Raw genomic sequence first — 18,046 nt, forward strand, 5'->3', positions numbered from 1 at the left:
TCAATCCTCTTAAAATGCACTGCGTTGCCAATGGCTAAACCAGCGTTCAACCCAACCCAAAATATGATCTAGAACAAAACCCACGATCCCAATCACAATGACAGCCATAAAAATAATGTCGGGTTGAATCAGCTGCCGTCCCCATACAATCAGGTAACCAATCCCTTCACTACTGGCTAATAGTTCGACAAAAACCAGTGATAGCCACGCCTGCATAATTCCTTGACGTAAACCACTGACAATATTTGGCAAAGCAGAAGGCAAAATAACACGACGAAATCGTTGCCATGCACTAAAGGTATATACCTGAGAGACTTCTAATAAATGCGAAGGAACATTCAAGACGCTGCGATAGGTTGCAACCAATACAGGAACAAATACCGCAAGTGAAATAGCTACAATTTTTAAACTTTCATCAATACCCAAAAAGATCATGAGTAATGGAATCCAGCCAATCACTGGAAATTGCGCAATCAGATTAAAAGTTGGATAAATGAACTTGTGTGCGATACGTGATAATCCGATGAGAAAACCCAATAACAACCCAATGCTGCCGCCCACCAAAACACTCCAAGCAACCCGTTTTAAGCTAATCCATAAATTATCCTGTAATTCATGCGTGTCGATCAGTTCTAACGTGGTTTGCCAAACCAAGGCAGGACTTGGTAAAATTTGTTCAGGTAACCATTGCTTCTGAAAAGCATAATGCCAAACCGCTAAAGCGATGGCAGGTAAAACCAAAGCCAATAAAATACGAACTGCCCATATACCGATTTGCTTGAAATAAGGGCCCAAATTAATTCGCTGCCAAGACTGTTCATTTTCTAATTGCGTTTCGATGCTACTCATTTTATTGACCCTCTATTTCTGAATACATTTCAATCTCTACGGGCGGCACTATAAAAACTTGTGTAAGTTGCTGAGCAAAACGAATCAGCCCGCCAAATAAAACTGCTGAAATAAGAAACATCGACTGTAAGCCCCAGTAGTGACCTAGCCAGCCTCCAACAATACTTCCCAGCAATGCACCTGCTGGTCCTGCCATTGCTGTTAATCCAGACACCTTTGCCATTCCCAAGCGTTCACCCACATTGGCAAACATGGTGAAATTGACGATATGCAACATCGCAAGCCCCAAACCTAAAATCACAGCACCTACCCACAACAGTATGGAAATTTTAGGTATGCCCAACATCACAGAGGCCACTGCAACAAAAGCAAAACCCGTTTGATAAAAGCGCTTTATGCCCCAGCGTGCGAACAAAGTACCAGTCGTAAATAAGGCCCCAACAAATACCGCACCCTGTAGTGTCACCAAGCTTGCAGCAAGCGTTTCACTCAAGCCAAAGTCTTTGATTGCAATAACAATGATGAAAAAACCGTAGTACGCCATCACTGCATTGCTTGCCATTTCAATCAAACTGGTACGTCGTAAAGCCTGATCTTTTTTTAATAAAACCAATTGCTTGGCAATTACAGTAAGGCTAAAGACTTCGTTCTGTTGCGCTTGACTGATCGCTGTTGAGTTTGATCCAAAAGCCAATCGTGCAAACACTATCGGTAGCAAAAAAAGTCCCGCAATCCACCAAAATGCGCCTGAGAATCCAGCCCCACTCACTAAACTCACGGCCAATAACGGACCAACCAGAAAGAAGCCCATCATATGCGTGCCTCTAAACCATCCCGCCCTAGCAGCACCTATACTTTTTAAATGCTGCATATACACGGTATTGAGCGAAACAAACCGCATTGGCATACATAGTCCAACGAGGAAAGTAGATAAAATCAGATACCAAACTGCTGGATAAAATGGCACCGTGACATACACCACTGCTGCAAGAAAACTTCCTAGCACAAACATTGTCTTAGGTCCGTGTCGCTGTACTAACAAACCAATTGGCAATCCGATCAGCAAAATACCTAAACTCTGTACTGCGGCAATCAGTCCCATTTCAAACTCATTCGCAGCTAAATGCACCGCATATAACGAAGTCACGATTTTCGCAATACCAATGCCTAAGCCTGCGCACAATGCCAAGCCGATAAAGCCCAACACAAACTGCCACTGACCCAATTCAGCCTGAGTAACCGATTCCTGACGCATAGGTCATTCCTAAAATAGCGAACAAATAAACTGGCATACCAAAGGTACGCACCCTTGGCTCAAGTCTGATCACAATTACTTTTTACGGTTGCCATTCACATCAAATTTTGGCCAGAAGTTTTCCAGTTTCAGTTCTTGAATCGCGGTGTTGAGATACTTCGGTTCAATCCAAGAATCCACATCCACTGGACGGCGAATCAGTTTGTAATCAATCGACTGCTGAACTGATTTCTTTAATGAGTTGACTGCATAGTCATCAAAGTATGGTGAGTTACGATCTTTCAGCAAGCTATCATCCCAGTCTTTTTTATAGTCAAGATAAGGCACACCACTTTGAGCCCATAGCTTGTACTGTGTATCACGATTCTTTTCATCCGAGCTCCACACGTTATCCTTAATAAATGTGGTCACCACGCGTTGTACAATCTGTGGATATTTCTTCTCAAAATCTTCGCTGACCCATGCCACCAATGGACCATTCAGATTTGGATCTTTACGCACTTCTAAAATACGCTTTGCCACACCACGTGCTTCCAATGTCCACGGACTGGTAATTAGACCATCAATATCACCTGTCGAGAGTGAGGTTTGAGCTGAATAAAAGTCCTGACTAATCACACGAAAATCTTTTTCAGTGAATCCATATTTCCGTAATAAACGTCCCAAAATTAGCTGTTGGTTGGTGCCTTTAAATACAGAGATGGTTTTGCCTTTTAAATCTGCTAGGCTTTTAGCACTTGAATCAGATGGCACTGCAAAATACACAGGTCCAAAACGTCCTGTCACAAATAGCAGCTTGGACTTTAATCCTGTCGAGCGTCCGACAATCGAAGGCAAATCACCATGCCCAATACCAAAATCAACTTTTTTGTTGGCTAATGCTTCATTTAATGCTGGGCCTGCACCAGGAAAAAAGCTCCATTTCACCTTGATGCCATCTTTGGCAAACTCTTTTTCCAAAATGCCACGTAAGTTCGCACTTGCATAAGCACTTCCCCCAACTTTGGGTTTTCCGCCTACACCTGCACCAGGAACCCCCAGTCGAATTTCTGTGGGATTAGTTTCAGCAAAAACGGAGAAACTGGTAGCAACCAGTAAACCTGCCGCTGCACCAACAAATAAATGTTTCGTCAAAAATTTCATTGTGTCATTACTCATATTGGAAAATTAAAAGGTGTATTGGAATTGCGCTTGCACTTCCGAGAAGTCTTTTTGCGCAGCTGTCTCGTGGTCATAGCTCCAGCGATTCAGACCTAATTGGAATTTTGTGGTTTGTGCAAAGAAGAAGTTTAGGCCCAGAGTATGAATATCGACTTTGCCAAGTCCATGCCCTGCAATACCAATGACATCAGCATTTTTATTGGGGTTGTAACTGTCATAGCGATAAAAGGTCTGAATTGATTTCGGCCAAAAGTCGTCAAACTTCGCGACAGATTTCACACTGTTATAAAATTGATCACCAAAGGTATAAAACAAGGTTGCGGTATGCCCTTCAGACTTTACTTCGGAGGTGGAACCTGTGGCCGTTGCATAGTCACTAAGTCCTTTAACATATTCATAAGTCACGCCAAATGGCGCATGGTTGTAGTAAATATCGAACCCCAAACGATCATTGCGACCGTTACCATTGAGAACATTACTGCCTGCAATGACGTTTTTACTTCCTTTGAGATAAGAAGCACCAAATTTCAACTCACGGAACCAACTGGCATAATCAACGGGTAAAGTAAAAGCCACCCGTCCGATATAATCTTTCTTGTCATTGTCATCAACTTTATTGGTGCCATTTCCGTTAATCACACCTAAAGCATATTCAAATAATGGCGCTCGGTAGTTTGATGAATAATCCACAAATGGTTTGACATCGCCTCGCACAATCAGACCTGTCTGGCGATTGAATAGACCCAATTGCGCCAGCCCTGTTGCAACGTTGATGGTCGGTCTTAAATCCTCCGGAGATTGTGGGTCTAAGCCAAATGGAATCAGTTGTTGACCAAGCGTCACGTTTAGACGAGGGACTTCGGGACCACCATTGGTCGACGTAAAGTTATAGCGCAGAAAAGCATCGGCCAAATTCAAATCACTGGCACTACCCGCTGTAGCCGTACGTTTGCCGTAGCTAAAAGACAATTGGTAATCTAAGTTTTTGCCTTCTTTATAATCTCGATATAAATTTCCCCGTACACCAAATAAAGCCGTTGGGATATCAAAAGTATTACGCCGTGGTGTAACAGGTGCTGGGTTGCCCGCAGAGGTATCCCGACTTTGTGTTTGTGCACGGACTTGTACCGTTCCATACAAAGTCGTATCTCGAATTGATTTGACCGAAGTACGCTCATATTGGCGTGATTGATCATACTTATAGTTTTCTAAATCACTCCGGAAACCAGCTAACTCGCTTTGAGTCGCAAAACTATGTTCTGTATTTTCTTCCTGAGTATCAGCTGATGTTTCATCTTGAGCTACAAACTGAGCTGTTTCACCTACCTCGGTTGAAGCTTGTTTCTTTTGCTTTAATGCATTGACCTGTTGCTGTAAAGCAGTCAATTGCGTCTGTAACTGCGCTAAAGTTGTATCAATATCTTCTGCTGCCTGAGCTGTACCGCTTCCCAAAAGCGTTGAAATGCCCAAAGCGATCGATAAAGAGAGATAATGTTTTTTCACCAATAAAGCCCCTAAACTAAAACAATAAAATTTGAGTAAAAAATCCTGTGTGTGACTGAATAAGCAATCACACCGAAAAAGATCCCAACGAAATGAATTAAAAAATGAAAGAGAAATTAACTTTACATACAACATCGCAACATCTTCATCCTGTGCTCCTCAGCCTGCATAAAAGCAATCTTTGATTTATATACCGAGATATTTGCAAGCAGCATGCCAAGTAATAAATATTTGTTTTATATCAATATTTATAAAAACTTATCTCTATTTACCTGTTGAAGCTATGTTGATTTTCCAGCACCATGCTTATACCAAAACAGCATATTTTCAGGTTTTTATTTCTTATTTTTAGATATAGGAATCGTACAGCGATATGCTTATCTGAAAAGAAAAAAGGACAGCTGAAATGACTCAGCCGCCCTGTAGAAAAGAAGAGATTATATTGAACAATATTCTCTAGGTTTTAAGGTGCAGGATTAGGATGAGCTTGATGAATTTGCTCAATCCCTTGAATGACCTCATCGGATAACTGTAGGTGAATACTCTTAATATTGGTTTTGAGCTGCTGTAAATTGGTCGCTCCAATAATATTACTGGTCACAAAACGGCGACTGTTCACATAAGCTAGAGCCAACTGGGCAGGATCTAAATCATATTGCTGCGCCAACGCAACATAACGACGAATTGCATCTTCAGATGCTTGGCCTTTATACCGTGCAAAGCGTTCCCATAAGGTTAAACGTGCTCCTGCTGGCTGTGCTCCATCTAGGTATTTACCCGTCAATGCACCAAATGCCAAAGGCGAATATGCCAGCAAACCCACCTGTTCTCGGATTGCAATTTCAGCATTGCCGATTTCAAAACTACGGTTCAATAAATTATAGGGATTTTGGATAGACACGACCCGTGCTAAACCTAATGTTTCGGAATACTTTAAAAACTGACTCACACCCCATGGTGTTTCATTAGATAATCCAATATGTCGGATCTTACCTGCTTGAATGAGATCAGACAAAACTGTCAGCGTTTCTAAAATTGGAACAGTATCTTCATCTTCAACATGGTTATAGCCCAATTCACCGAAATGATTGGTACTTCGGTCTGGCCAATGAAGTTGATAAATATCAATATAGTCCGTCTGTAAACGTCCCAGACTATCATGCAATGCAGTTTCAATATTCGCGCGATCTAGCTTGGTTTGGCCTGAACGAAAATGCGAGGCTTGGGTTAGTTTTCCTGAACGGCCTACCACTTTACTTGCGATCAGGACTTGGTCTCGTTTCTGTGACTGCTTTAACCATGTCCCAATATATTTTTCAGTTAAGCCCTGTGTCTCTGGCTTCGGTGGTACAGGATACATTTCAGCGGTATCAATCAGATTTACACCTTGCTCCACTGCATAATCCAGCTGCTCATGTGCTTCGGATTCAGAATTCTGTTCGCCAAGTCATCGTGCCTAGCGCAATCACACTGACATCAGTATCAGTTTGACCTAATTTTCTATATTGCATTTTTCACTCAATTCAATTGTGATCACACAAGAGCGACTGTTAATGGTCGCCCTTGTTTCTTTAATTTATACTTCAGTTTTAACATGATTTTAACTGGCTTTGTTTTTTTCAGCCTGTCGAGCAAGGACATATTGATTTTCTGGACGTGCCAATCCCAAGTTTTCACGCAACGTCGTTCCTTCATATTCGGTACGAAATAAACCACGGCGCTGCAACTCTGGCACAATCAACTCGACAAAATCATTTAAGCCTGCTGGCGTACTTGGTGGCAAAATATTAAAACCATCGGCTGCTTCATTTTCAAACCATTGTTGTAATTGGTCGACAATCTGTTCAGGTGTGCCAATCAGTTGCCAATGTCCACGTGCGCCAGCAACCCACTCATAGAGCTGACGAATACTGAAATTGTTTTTCTTGGCAATATCTGCAATTAAAGCTGGACGACTCACCATTCCTTGACCTTCACCCAACTCTGGGAATGGACCATCCAGATCATAGCCTGAAAAATCAAAGCCGCCACTTAAACCACTCAGTAAAGCAAGCCCTGCTTCTGGATGAATCAAGTCAGTAAGCTGTTGGTATTTAGCGTGTGCTTCTTCTTCGGTACGACCCACAAACGCAGAAACACCCGGTAAAATTAAGAGTTCATCCGCTGAGCGTCCATATTTCGCTAAACGACTTTTCACATCACGATAAAACTCTTGCGCATCTTCCAGCTTTTGATTCGCAGTAAAAATGACTTCTGCATATCGTGCTGCGAGATCACGCCCTGGCCCTGACTGTCCTGCCTGCACAATGACGGGGTAACCTTGAGGCGTACGTGGCACATTCAAAGCACCTTTTACGGCATAGTATTTGCCTTGATGATTCGGGTTATGCACTTTTTCTGGGTTATAGAAAATACCTGATGCCTTATCATGAATAAAGGCATCATCTTCCCAACTATCCCAAAGTTTTTTAATCAAATCAACATATTCCTGCGCGCGCTCGTAACGCTCTGCATGTGGAATTTGTTGTTCATATCCAAAGTTTGCGGCAGCGGCTTCCGAAGCAGAAGTCACCACATTCCATCCAGCTCGACCATGACTGAGGTGATCTAGAGAAGCAAACTTACGTGCCAATAAGTACGGTTCTTCATACGTGGTTGATGCAGTTGCAATAAACCCGATATGTTTGGTCACCGTCGATAAAGCCGCGAATAGTGTGACTGGTTCAAAGCCAGCTACTTTATCACTGTAGCCTGTTTTCTCAGCTTGACCAAAGTTAACAGCCAAACCATCAGCCAAGAAATAAGCGTCAAATAAACCTTTTTCAGCTAACTGCACCTGTTCTTTAATAAAATCAAAATCAACAGCTTTTGTCGGTTGCGATTCTGGATGTCGCCATGCAGCGACATGTTGTCCTGTTGCTGGAATAAATGCACCTAATCGAATTTTTCTACTCATGTTCTACTCCAAATTTGTTGTTAAACACAATTCATCTTTCACTGTGATTAATACAAATTGAGTGCCATTTTTTTATTTATAAATATCAATTAATTAAAAAAAGGGAATTTTATCTATGCTTCCGCAACAGCATGATTCTGTTGAGGGGGTGGTGGAAAATCAACAATGCTCGTCCATAAAACTTGATTGAAGTAAATCTACTGTCATCCATGATTTGGATTTATTCAGAAGACGATGTTGCAGGCAGCTTAATGGTAAACACACTATTATTGGCAGGATTGCTGTATTCAATCTTCCCTTTATGCGCAATCACAATCGCATGAACAACGGCTAAACCTAAACCTGTCCCACCAAATTCTTTATTTCGTGACTGCTCCAATTTTAAAAATGGATCAAATAAGTCTTGTTGATACTCGGGAGCAATACCTGGACCTTGATCCTCAATTTTCAGCACCCAATCATCTGCAATCCACTGCGTAGAAATTTTAAGTGTTCCTGCATTTGCATAACGAATTGCATTTTCAATCAAGGCAATAAGTATCTGCTCGATACGCCGACCATCACAACTTATAAATGCAGCTCTCACATCTAATATGGGGATAATTTGGGCTTTTGCTAAGCGATCTTCAAACAATTTTAAAACTTTTTCCGCATGCAGTTTAAAATCAATCTTTTCATAATTTAATCGGAGTTGCTGATTTTCCACTAAACTCAGTGTCCGCAGGTCTTCAACCAAATGTGACAAGCCTTCTACCTGACTTAATAAGCTTTTAAATAGGCCCTCATCAGGTTTAAAAACACCATCAAGAACACCTTGTAAACGCCCCTGTAAAATAGTGATCGGTGTTCTCAACTCGTGTGCAATTGCAGCATTCCAGACCTGTGCATTTTCAACCGAGCTTTCTAATTTTTGTGCCATGTCGTTGAAATTATTCATCAGTTCAGCAATTTCAGTAGAGTGAATCTTGGTGTCATCGGCCCTTGCTGAAAGATCACCTTGACTAATTTTCTTTGCCGCTTTGGCCAAATAATTAATCGGTACGATAAATCGTCGTGCGAGATGCATACCAATAATCAAAGAAATCACAGCACCACAAAAAATCACGGTCCCCAACCAGATCCAGTCAACAAAATGAAATTCAGTCCAGTCATCTTGTAATGAACTTAAGGTAATCCAACCCGCATCAATCGCATAGTTATAAATAAAATAACCAAGAAAAATTGAAAAGAGCGTCACACTCAAGTTCACAATACTTAAGGCGATGAAGAGCTGTTTACTAATGCCTGACTTATTTTTCATGTTATTTCTCAAACAACTTGTGCAAATATTTGCAACTAAAAATTAAAACGTTTGCGGATGATCAAAACGATAACCCACACCACGAACATTAATTAAGACTTGCTCTAGTCCTTGCTCCTCAAGTTTCTTTCTTAATTTACTGACATGGCTATCCACTGTCCGCTCCAAAGCATCACTATCGGGTAAGCAATAGCTCATCAACTCACTTCGGGTAAATACTTTATGTGGATGCTCCAGCATCAGAATCAGAATTTTATATTCTGTCAGGGTTAAATTTAGTAAGGTTTTCCGATCTTGCTGATGTACATATACACTGTGAATCGCAGTGTGGATCTCAATATTTTTATACAGCAGATTTTTATTTTGTGCTTGCTGATTTTGTTGTGCTCTTCTCAAAACAGCCTGCACCCGCGCGACCACTTCATTGGGATTAAAAGGCTTGACCACAAAGTCATCCGCACCAATTCTTAAGGCCATGACCTTATCAATTTCCTGATCCAGTGCAGTCAGCATAATCACGGGAGTTTGGGCTTTTTGGCGGATTTTGCTCAGCACCTCCCAGCCGTTTAATTCAGGTAATTTAATATCCAGCAGGATCAGGTCAATCGGTTGAGCAGCATGCATTTCAATTGCTTGTTTACCATTCATGGCTCGAAGCACCTGCATGCCTTCACGTTTTAAGTAGTGCTCAATAATATCGCCAATATCGTACTCATCTTCTACGACGAGAATCTGTTTATCACGGCAATCAAAAGAAAATGAGGCTTCAAACATGAATCAATCATCGAATAACTACAGTCATTTTGCATGATACGCTGATTTATCTGTCGATCTCCACACTTTTTCCACACTTCCCCGATGTTGGTTACACAAAGCAGGAAAATAATGTCAGCATCAAAAACTCCCCAGGTCGGACAAAATGCAAAAGCGTTTATTACTTCCATTATTTTTATCCATCGGGCTTGTACTGCAAGGCTGTGGCTCTGACGAGGCAAAACCGGCTGAAACGCCACTTGCCAAAGTGAGCGTGTTAAGTCTTCAACCGCAAGCAGTGAACTTTAGTGAAAATTTACCCGCCCGTGTGCAGGCTTTCCGTACTGCAGAGATCCGTCCTCAGGTCGGTGGTATTATTGAAAAAGTGCTATTTAAACAAGGCAGTGAAGTCAAAGCAGGCCAAGCACTTTATAGAATCAATGCCGAAACCTTTCAGGCCGATGTCAATAGCAACAAAGCTTCCCTCAATAAAGCCGAAGCGGAAGTGGTGCGTTTAAAAGTTCAGTTGGAACGTTATGAGCAATTACTGCCAAGCAATGCGATCAGTAAGCAAGAAGTCAGCAATGCACAAGCTGAATATCGTCAGGCCTTAGCCGATGTTGCCCAAATGAAAGCGCTGCTCACCCGTCAAAACCTGAACCTGCAATATGCCACGGTACGTGCCCCAATCTCGGGTCGTATAGGACAGTCTTTTGTGACCGAAGGTGCATTGGTTAGCCAAGGTGATGCCAATACCATGGCAACTGTACAACAGATCGATAAAGTTTATGTTGATGTAAAACAGTCAATTGGTGAATACGAACGCTTACAGGCTGCGCTACAAAGTGGTGAGCTATCTGCCAATAATGAAAAAACGGTACGTATTTCAAATAGCCATGGTCAAGCGTATAACGTGACAGCCAAAATGCTATTTGAAGATATCAATGTGGATCCAGAAACTGGTGATGTCACTATTCGGATCGAAGTTCAGAACCCTGAAAGAAAATTACTTCCAGGTATGTATGTGCGTGTCAATATTGACCGTGCTTCCATTCCTCAAGCCCTATTGATTCCAGCACAAGCGGTTCAACGTAACATTAATGGTGAGCCACAAGTCTATGTGATCAATGCCAAAGGTGCAGCAGAGATTCGCCCAATTGAGCTAGGACAACAATATGATCAGTTCTATATTGCCAATAAAGGCCTAAAAACAGGCGATAAAGTGGTTGTAGAAGGTGTTGATCGTATTCAACCGAACCAAAAACTTGAAATCAGTAACTGGAAAGTACCTGCAATACAAGGAGCTCAATGATGATGTCACAATTCTTCATTCGCCGCCCAGTGTTTGCATGGGTGATTGCGATTTTCATTATTTTATTTGGGGTCCTTAGTATTCCCAAATTACCAATTGCTCGCTTTCCAAGTGTGGCACCACCTCAAGTCAACATTACTGCGGTATATCCGGGTGCAACCCCAAAAACGATCAATGACAGCGTTGTGACTTTGATCGAACGGGAATTATCTGGGGTTAAAAACCTACTTTACTATAGCGCGACAACGGATACCTCGGGTACAGCTCAGATTTCGGCGACCTTTAAACCCGGTACCAATGTTGAAATGGCGCAGGTTGATGTACAAAACAAGATCAAAGCTGTTGAAGCACGTCTACCTCAGGTGGTTCGCCAACAAGGCTTACAGGTTGAGGCCTCTTCATCAGGCTTCCTGATGCTGGTCGGAATCAACTCACCGAATGGACGATATTCGGAAGTTGACGTGAGTGATTATTTGGTCCGTAACGTGGTCGAAGAGCTGAAACGTGTTGAAGGTGTAGGTAAAGTTCAATCCTTCGGTGCTGAAAAAGCCATGCGTATCTGGGTTGATCCAAACAAATTGGTGTCTTACGGTCTGTCGATTAGTGATGTCAACAATGCCATCCGTGAAAATAACGTCGAGATTGCACCTGGTCGACTTGGTGATCTGCCTGCTGCTAAAGGTCAATTGATTACAATTCCTTTATCTGCCGAAGGTCAATTGGGCGATGTTGAACAATTTAAGAATATCAGTCTCAAAAGTAAGACCAGTGGTAGTGTCATTAAACTATCTGACGTTGCCAATGTGGAAATGGGGTCACAGGCCTATAACTTTGCAATTTTAGAAAATGGTAAGCCTGCAACGGCTGCAGCAATTCAACTTAGTCCGGGTGCCAATGCTGTGAAAACAGCTGAAGGTGTCAGAGCAAAAATTGAAGAACTAAAACTCAATTTACCAGAAGGCATGCAATTCAGTATTCCTTATGACACGGCCCCTTTCGTTAAAATTTCAATCGAAAAAGTAATTCATACCTTACTTGAAGCCATGGTTCTGGTTTTCATCGTGATGTATTTATTCTTGCATAATGTTCGCTATACCTTAATTCCAGCGATTGTTGCGCCAATTGCGCTGCTGGGTACTTTTGCAGTCATGCTGATGGCAGGCTTCTCGATTAACGTACTAACCATGTTTGGTATGGTACTGGCCATCGGGATTATCGTCGATGATGCGATTGTAGTGGTAGAAAACGTCGAGCGGATTATGGCCACTGAAGGTCTGCCGCCAAAAGAAGCGACATCCAAGGCGATGAAGGAAATCACCAGCCCAATTATTGGTATTACCTTAGTCTTGGCCGCAGTATTCTTACCGATGGCATTTGCCAGTGGTTCGGTCGGCATTATCTATCAACAATTTACCCTAACCATGTCAGTGTCAATCCTGTTCTCGGCATTATTGGCGTTGATTTTGACCCCTGCACTGTGTGCCACCATTCTCAAACCGATTGATGGACATCATCAAAAGAAAGGTTTTTTTGCATGGTTTGACCGTAGCTTCGATAAAGTTACTAAAAAGTATGAGTTGATCCTGCTGAAAGTGATCAAGCATAGCGTTCCAATGATGGCTATTTTTGTGGTCATTACAGGTCTTACCTTTGCAGGCATGAAGTTTTGGCCAACCGCCTTTATGCCAGAAGAAGATCAAGGCTGGTTTCTGACTTCATTCCAGTTGCCTTCTGATGCCACTGCTGAACGAACACGAGGCGTGGTCAATGAATTTGAAAAAAGTTTAAAAGACAATCCGAATGTCAAAAGTAACACCACCATTATGGGTTGGGGCTTCAGTGGTTCAGGCCAAAATGTGGGTATTGCATTTACCACGCTCAAAGATTTTAAAGAACGTACTTCAAGTGCCAGCGAAATGACCAATGCTGTCAATGAAACGATGGCACATAGCAAAGAAGGCGCAAGCATGGCTGTGCTTCCGCCTGCCATTGATGAACTTGGGACTTTTTCTGGTTTTAGCTTACGCCTACAAGACCGTGCTAACCTAGGGATGCCTGCACTTTTAGCTGCACAAGACCAGTTAATGGAAATGGCCGCCAAAAATAAAAAGTTCTATATGGTCTGGAATGAGGGCCTACCACAAGGTGACAATATTTCTTTAAAAATTGACCGTGCAAAATTGAATGTTCTTGGTGTGAAGTTCTCAGATGTTTCTGACATTATTTCAACTTCAATGGGTTCAATGTATATCAATGACTTCCCAAATCAGGGACGTATGCAACAAGTCATTGTACAGGTCGATGCCAAATCAAGAATGCAATTAAAAGATATTTTGAATCTGAAAGTGATGGGTTCAAATGGGCAATTGGTCTCTCTATCTGAAGTGGTGACACCACAATGGAATAAAGCACCACAGCAATATAACCGCTATAACGGTCGTCCATCATTGAGTATTGCAGGTATCCCGAACTTTGATACCTCATCAGGCGATGCCATGCGTGAAATGGAGAACCTGATTGCCAAATTGCCAAAAGGCATCGGCTATGAATGGACAGGTATTTCCTTACAGGAAAAACAGTCTGAGTCACAAATGGCATTCTTACTTGCTCTCTCTATGCTGGTGGTATTCCTTGTTCTCGCTGCACTTTATGAAAGTTGGGCAATTCCACTTTCAGTGATGCTGGTTGTACCTTTGGGTATCTTTGGTGCCGTGGTTGCGATTATGTCTCGTGGCCTCATGAATGACGTGTTCTTTAAAATTGGCCTGATTACAATTATTGGTTTGTCTGCCAAGAACGCGATCCTGATTGTCGAATTTGCCAAGATGCTAAAAGAAGAAGGTATGAGTTTAATTGAGGCCACCGTTGCCGCAGCTAAACTTCGTTTACGCCCGATTTTGATGACTTCCCTGGCCTTTACCTGTGGTGTGATTCCATTAGTCATCGCTTCCGGTGCAAGTTCGGAAACACAGCATGCTTTAGGTACAGGTGTATTTGGAGGCATGATTTCAGCGACGATTCTGGCGATCTTCTTTGTACCCGTGTTCTTCATTTTCATTCTGAGTGCAGTTGAAAAGCTGTTTTCTTCGAAGCAAAAAAATCCATCTTAAATGACATTGAGCAGAGGAAATCAACGGATTTCCTCTGAATCTCCCTTTGTATTTATCCTTATATTATTTGGAGAAGACCATGTCTAAAGTGACTGTCTTATCTCGTGGCCTGCTTGTCTCTACGCTTTCAATTGCCTTGACGGCGTGTATGAATATGCAGGCACCAAAACCTGTGATCAAATCCGATATTCCGCAAAATTTTTCTCAAACCACAGTTGGAACTTCGATTGCCAATCAGGGCTATCAACAATTTTTTTCTGACTCACGTTTATTAAAAGTGATCGAAATCAGTTTAAATCACAATCGTGATTTACGTACTGCAACACTGAATATTCAACGTGCACAGCAACAATATCAAATCAGCAAGAATGACCAGTTACCGACCATCGGAGCAACTGGCAGTGCCGTACGCCAAGTGACCCCTACTGTGAATCCGAATAATCCTTATTCCACCTTTCAAGTGGGTCTTGGGGTAACCGCTTATGAGTTAGACTTTTGGGGCCGTGTACAAAGCTTAAAAGATACGGCACTGAATAATTACCTTGCCACCCAAAGTGCCAGAGATGCCACTCAAATTAGTCTGGTGAGTCAGGTCAGCCAAGCATGGTTGAATTATGCCTATGCAAAGGCCAATTTAAATCTGGCTGAGCAGACCTTAAAAGCACAACTCGATTCCTATAACCTCAACAAAAAACGCTTTGATGTCGGGATTGATAGTGAAGTTCCTTTACGTCAGGCACAGATTTCAGTTGAAACAGCGCGAAATGATGTTGCAACCTATAAAACTCAAGTGTCACAAGCACAAAACCTACTGGATCTATTGGCTAGCCAAGCTATTCCTCAAAATCTCCTGCCGAATCAAGCTTTGAAAAGTATTAGTGCTGAACGTAGTTTTGCAACAGGCTTAAGCAGTGATTTACTCAATAATCGTCCAGACTTAAAAGCTGCCGAATATCAACTGCTTGCTGCTGGGGCAAATATTGGGGCAGCAAAAGCACGTATGTTCCCGACCATTAGCCTGACAGGCTCAGCGGGCTATGCATCGACAGATCTCAAAGATTTATTTAAATCAGGAGGCTTCTCTTGGTCAGTTGGGCCAAGTATTGATCTTCCAATTTTTGATTGGGGAACGCGTAAAGCCAATATTAAAATTTCTGAAACAGAGCAAAAAATTGCAGTTGCGGATTATGAAAAAGCTATTCAATCCGCTTTTCGTGAAGTCAATGATGCCCTTGCTGCTCGTGCCCATATTGAAGATCGTTTAAATGCCCAACGTCGTTTGGTTTCCGCAACCGATATCACCTATAAATTATCTACGGCTCGTTTTAAAGCAGGCATTGACAGTTACTTGACCGTGTTGGACGCGCAGCGTTCTGCTTATGCGGCGCAACAAGGTCTACTGCTGTTGGAACAAACCAAATTAAACAATCAGATCGAACTCTATAAAGCTTTAGGTGGTGGCTTATCTCAGGCTTCGTAAACGCTTAAGTCGACTATTTGGGCTGATTTTTAAAGATTCAGCCCTTATAGTATTTGGGTTTAAATCAGAAAATAACCATTCATCTATGTTTACCCTTTCGATTACACCCAGATTCTATGAAACCGATGCTTTCGGACATATCAACAATACTGTGATTACAGGTTGGTTTGAAACTGCACGTGAACCAGTTTTCCGCCTATTTAACCCAGACATGAACATCAAGAATCTGCCTTTGATTCTTGCACGCGTTGAAGTCGATTTTGTCGCCCAAATCTATTACGGTGCGGACATCGAAATCAAAACATGGATTGAACAGATTGGAAATTCTTCATTCGTTGTTGCACATGAAGCCTGGCAAAATGAGCATTGCGTTGCGCGTGGTAAAGCGGTTCAGGTGTATTTCGATTTCAGTACACAAAAATCAGGTCGTATCCCAGATCAATTCAGAACCCAGTTACAACAATATCTGATTCCTCAATAAGTATTTCCCGCTGAAATAAATACATTCATTTCAGCGGATCGAATCATCCTTACTCGCCTAAATCTTCGAGAAAATCAAAGGTTGGAACAAAGAATAAGCTACCTGAAACAGGTGTACTGAAATCCAGTAAGCGGTCGACATGTCCAGTTTCTTTACCCAAGAACATATTCTCAAGCATAGTTTTGGTGATATTAAAAGAACGTGAATAGCCAATAAAGAAGGTACCATATTCTCCTTCAGTTGGATTGGAAAATGGCATATTGGCTCTTAAAATTTTAAGTTCGTTCCCGTCAGCATCATGTGCCTTACTCGCGACATTATGTGCACTTTGCGGTTTAACGTCATCGCCAAGCTCGACGTCATCATATTTCTTTCGACCAATCACCTTTTCCTGTTCTTCAGTACTTAGTCCCTTCCACATTTCCATATTATGTAAATACTTTTGAATAAATACATAACTGCCACCGAGGAACTCAGCATCTTCTGAACCGACATAAGCAATCTCTTTGGCAATTTCATGCTCAGGGTTTTCAGTCCCATCGACAAAACCAAGAATGGCGCGACCATCAAAGTATCTAAAACCTTTGGTCTCGCTAATTGGGTAAGTATCTTCTTTTAATTGCTCATGCAAAATTGAGGCAAGTTCATAACAAATTGCCATTTGATTGGCACGAATGTGAAAGAATAAATCGCCTGTTGTTGCGACCGCTGTATGTCTCGGCCCTTTGATCTCTTGAAATGGTGCCAGTTCTTTCGGCTTATTTAAATCTGGGAACAGCAAATCCCAAGCATTTGAGCCAATCCCCACCGAAGCACTGAAATTACTGTTTGGAAAACGATTGGTTAAACTGCGGACTAAGGCTGAAAAATTTGCAAGAAAATCAATCACCTCTGAATGATCTGGGTTGGTGTTGATGCCAAGCACGATAAATAAAGCATTTTCACCTGAAAGATTGTTGATCACAGGCTGAGGTCTTAAAGGTATATTCATAATATTTGGGAATAAAAAAACTTAATGCTCATATCCTACACAAATCAATGCATTAGAGATCAAACAAATCACAATTTTTTACTATTATTGCGTATACAAAACAAAGCTATCACCACGGCAAAAACTGGCTAAGGTGAGATTTAATTGCTTTGCCATTTCAATCGCCATACTGGTGGGTGCAGAAATGGTCGCCAATAGTCCAATATTATATTGTGCACATTTGCGGATCAGCTCATAACTGGCACGACTGGTCATCACCACAAAGCCCTCGGCAACATTCAGTTTTTGCTCCGCCAGATGACCAAGTAATTTATCCAAGGCATTATGCCTGCCAACATCTTCAAACAGTGCCACAATTTGTCCTTTCACCACCCAAGCCGCAGCGTGTGCGCCACCAGTGAGTTCAGTAATTTTTTGGCGGGCTTTCAGTTGAGCAATGGCGTTTGGAATTTGCTTGAGCCACAAGGACGAAACCTTACTGCTGACTAAAGGTAGATCGGCATAAAATTGCTTTAGGCTTTCAATCCCACATAAACCACAGCCAGTACGTCCCACCATCATTCGGCGATGTTCCTTGAGTGCCATAAATGCACGCGATGAAATCGTCATATCGACCTCAACGCCTAATGCAGTGTGACGAATTTCAAGCGAATACAACTCGTTTAGGCTGTGTAATATCCCTTCCGAGAGACTAAAACCTTTGGCAAATACCTCAAGGTCTGACGGCGTCGCCATCATCACAGCATGAGAGATTCCATTATAAATCAACGCTACAGGATACTCCTGAACGATATAATCCATTTCATTTTCAGAATGATCCTGATGGAAACGATGCACTTGCACCGTTTCATAGCCGCGTGTTTTGGTATCCACAATTGACCTCTTTACTTAAGCG

Annotated in this window: 13 protein-coding genes and 1 pseudogene; 4 read left to right on the top strand and 10 right to left on the bottom strand. The window is 42.0% G+C overall.

All coding sequences use genetic code 11. From position 1 onward, the window contains the following. Positions 1 to 9: 9 nt before the first annotated feature. The 8 genes and pseudogenes from F909_RS02605 to adeR all read right to left on the bottom strand — a co-directional run bounded on the left by F909_RS02605 (position 10) and on the right by adeR (position 9,798). Positions 10 to 849 carry an ABC transporter permease gene (locus F909_RS02605; RefSeq protein ID WP_005153980.1) on the bottom strand — a complete coding sequence of 280 codons (840 nt, stop codon included), beginning with the start codon at positions 847 to 849 and terminating at the stop codon, positions 10 to 12. Position 850: 1 nt separating this feature from the next. Continuing rightward, complete coding sequence (locus tag F909_RS02600; RefSeq protein ID WP_005153981.1) at positions 851 to 2,104, bottom strand: MFS transporter; 1,254 nt, start codon at positions 2,102 to 2,104, stop codon at positions 851 to 853. Between the two features lie 75 nt (positions 2,105 to 2,179). After that, positions 2,180 to 3,247, bottom strand: a complete 1,068-nt coding sequence (locus F909_RS02595; protein WP_005153984.1) for an ABC transporter substrate-binding protein — start codon at positions 3,245 to 3,247, stop codon at positions 2,180 to 2,182. A 24-nt stretch (positions 3,248 to 3,271) separates the two neighbouring features. Next, the gene (locus F909_RS02590; RefSeq protein WP_032878249.1) at positions 3,272 to 4,768 is read right to left on the bottom strand and encodes a porin family protein; all 1,497 of its coding nucleotides are present in this window, start codon (positions 4,766 to 4,768) and stop codon (positions 3,272 to 3,274) included. A 463-nt stretch (positions 4,769 to 5,231) separates the two neighbouring features. After that, positions 5,232 to 6,279, bottom strand: a pseudogene (locus tag F909_RS02585) (NADP(H)-dependent aldo-keto reductase). Positions 6,280 to 6,368: 89 nt separating this feature from the next. Next, positions 6,369 to 7,724 (bottom strand): LLM class flavin-dependent oxidoreductase, encoded by a 1,356-nt coding sequence (locus F909_RS02580; RefSeq protein WP_005153987.1) that lies wholly within the window; start codon positions 7,722 to 7,724, stop codon positions 6,369 to 6,371. 220 nt (positions 7,725 to 7,944) lie between these two features. Continuing rightward, positions 7,945 to 9,024 (bottom strand): two-component sensor histidine kinase AdeS, encoded by a 1,080-nt coding sequence (gene adeS / locus F909_RS02575; protein ID WP_005153988.1) that lies wholly within the window; start codon positions 9,022 to 9,024, stop codon positions 7,945 to 7,947. A gap of 42 nt (positions 9,025 to 9,066) precedes the next feature. Then, a complete protein-coding gene (adeR, locus tag F909_RS02570; RefSeq protein WP_005153989.1) occupies positions 9,067 to 9,798 on the bottom strand; it encodes an efflux system response regulator transcription factor AdeR in 732 nt (243 codons plus the stop codon). A gap of 145 nt (positions 9,799 to 9,943) precedes the next feature. Here adeR and F909_RS02565 point away from each other — a divergent pair, with 145 nt between their 5' ends. The 4 genes from F909_RS02565 to F909_RS02550 all read left to right on the top strand — a co-directional run bounded on the left by F909_RS02565 (position 9,944) and on the right by F909_RS02550 (position 16,160). After that, positions 9,944 to 11,089, top strand: coding sequence for an efflux RND transporter periplasmic adaptor subunit (locus F909_RS02565; RefSeq protein WP_005153990.1), 1,146 nt, complete (start codon positions 9,944 to 9,946; stop codon positions 11,087 to 11,089). Beyond that, positions 11,089 to 14,199 (top strand): efflux RND transporter permease subunit, encoded by a 3,111-nt coding sequence (locus tag F909_RS02560; protein ID WP_005154000.1) that lies wholly within the window; start codon positions 11,089 to 11,091, stop codon positions 14,197 to 14,199. The genes F909_RS02565 and F909_RS02560 overlap by 1 nt, the downstream gene beginning before the upstream one ends. Positions 14,200 to 14,278: 79 nt before the next feature. Beyond that, on the top strand, positions 14,279 to 15,679 hold the full coding sequence (adeC, locus tag F909_RS02555) for an AdeC/AdeK/OprM family multidrug efflux complex outer membrane factor (RefSeq protein ID WP_005154002.1): 1,401 nt from the start codon (positions 14,279 to 14,281) through the stop codon (positions 15,677 to 15,679). Positions 15,680 to 15,764: 85 nt separating this feature from the next. Continuing rightward, complete coding sequence (locus F909_RS02550; protein WP_005154003.1) at positions 15,765 to 16,160, top strand: acyl-CoA thioesterase; 396 nt, start codon at positions 15,765 to 15,767, stop codon at positions 16,158 to 16,160. A gap of 49 nt (positions 16,161 to 16,209) precedes the next feature. Here F909_RS02550 and F909_RS02545 read toward each other — a convergent pair whose 3' ends face one another. Next, positions 16,210 to 17,151: a Dyp-type peroxidase gene (locus F909_RS02545; protein ID WP_005154004.1), complete on the bottom strand. Its 942-nt coding sequence runs from the start codon at positions 17,149 to 17,151 to the stop codon at positions 16,210 to 16,212. Between the two features lie 84 nt (positions 17,152 to 17,235). Continuing rightward, positions 17,236 to 18,024 (bottom strand): formate dehydrogenase accessory sulfurtransferase FdhD, encoded by a 789-nt coding sequence (gene fdhD, locus F909_RS02540; protein WP_005154005.1) that lies wholly within the window; start codon positions 18,022 to 18,024, stop codon positions 17,236 to 17,238. Positions 18,025 to 18,046 lie beyond the last annotated feature (22 nt).

Source organism: Acinetobacter sp. ANC 3929 (assembly GCF_000369405.1).
GTDB lineage: Bacteria > Pseudomonadota > Gammaproteobacteria > Pseudomonadales > Moraxellaceae > Acinetobacter.

Bases quoted from the DNA above. Each gene is read 5' to 3' on its own strand.
- F909_RS02550 (WP_005154003.1), top strand. From the start codon at position 15,765: ATGTTTACCCTTTCGATTACACCCAGATTCTATGAAACCGATGCTTTC.
- adeR (WP_005153989.1), bottom strand. From the start codon at position 9,798: ATGTTTGAAGCCTCATTTTCTTTTGATTGCCGTGATAAACAGATTCTC.
- adeS (WP_005153988.1), bottom strand. From the start codon at position 9,024: ATGAAAAATAAGTCAGGCATTAGTAAACAGCTCTTCATCGCCTTAAGT.
- F909_RS02545 (WP_005154004.1), bottom strand. From the start codon at position 17,151: ATGAATATACCTTTAAGACCTCAGCCTGTGATCAACAATCTTTCAGGT.
- adeC (WP_005154002.1), top strand. From the start codon at position 14,279: ATGTCTAAAGTGACTGTCTTATCTCGTGGCCTGCTTGTCTCTACGCTT.
- F909_RS02560 (WP_005154000.1), top strand. From the start codon at position 11,089: ATGATGTCACAATTCTTCATTCGCCGCCCAGTGTTTGCATGGGTGATT.
- F909_RS02565 (WP_005153990.1), top strand. From the start codon at position 9,944: ATGCAAAAGCGTTTATTACTTCCATTATTTTTATCCATCGGGCTTGTA.
- F909_RS02595 (WP_005153984.1), bottom strand. From the start codon at position 3,247: ATGAAATTTTTGACGAAACATTTATTTGTTGGTGCAGCGGCAGGTTTA.
- F909_RS02600 (WP_005153981.1), bottom strand. From the start codon at position 2,104: ATGCGTCAGGAATCGGTTACTCAGGCTGAATTGGGTCAGTGGCAGTTT.
- F909_RS02605 (WP_005153980.1), bottom strand. From the start codon at position 849: ATGAGTAGCATCGAAACGCAATTAGAAAATGAACAGTCTTGGCAGCGA.
- F909_RS02580 (WP_005153987.1), bottom strand. From the start codon at position 7,724: ATGAGTAGAAAAATTCGATTAGGTGCATTTATTCCAGCAACAGGACAA.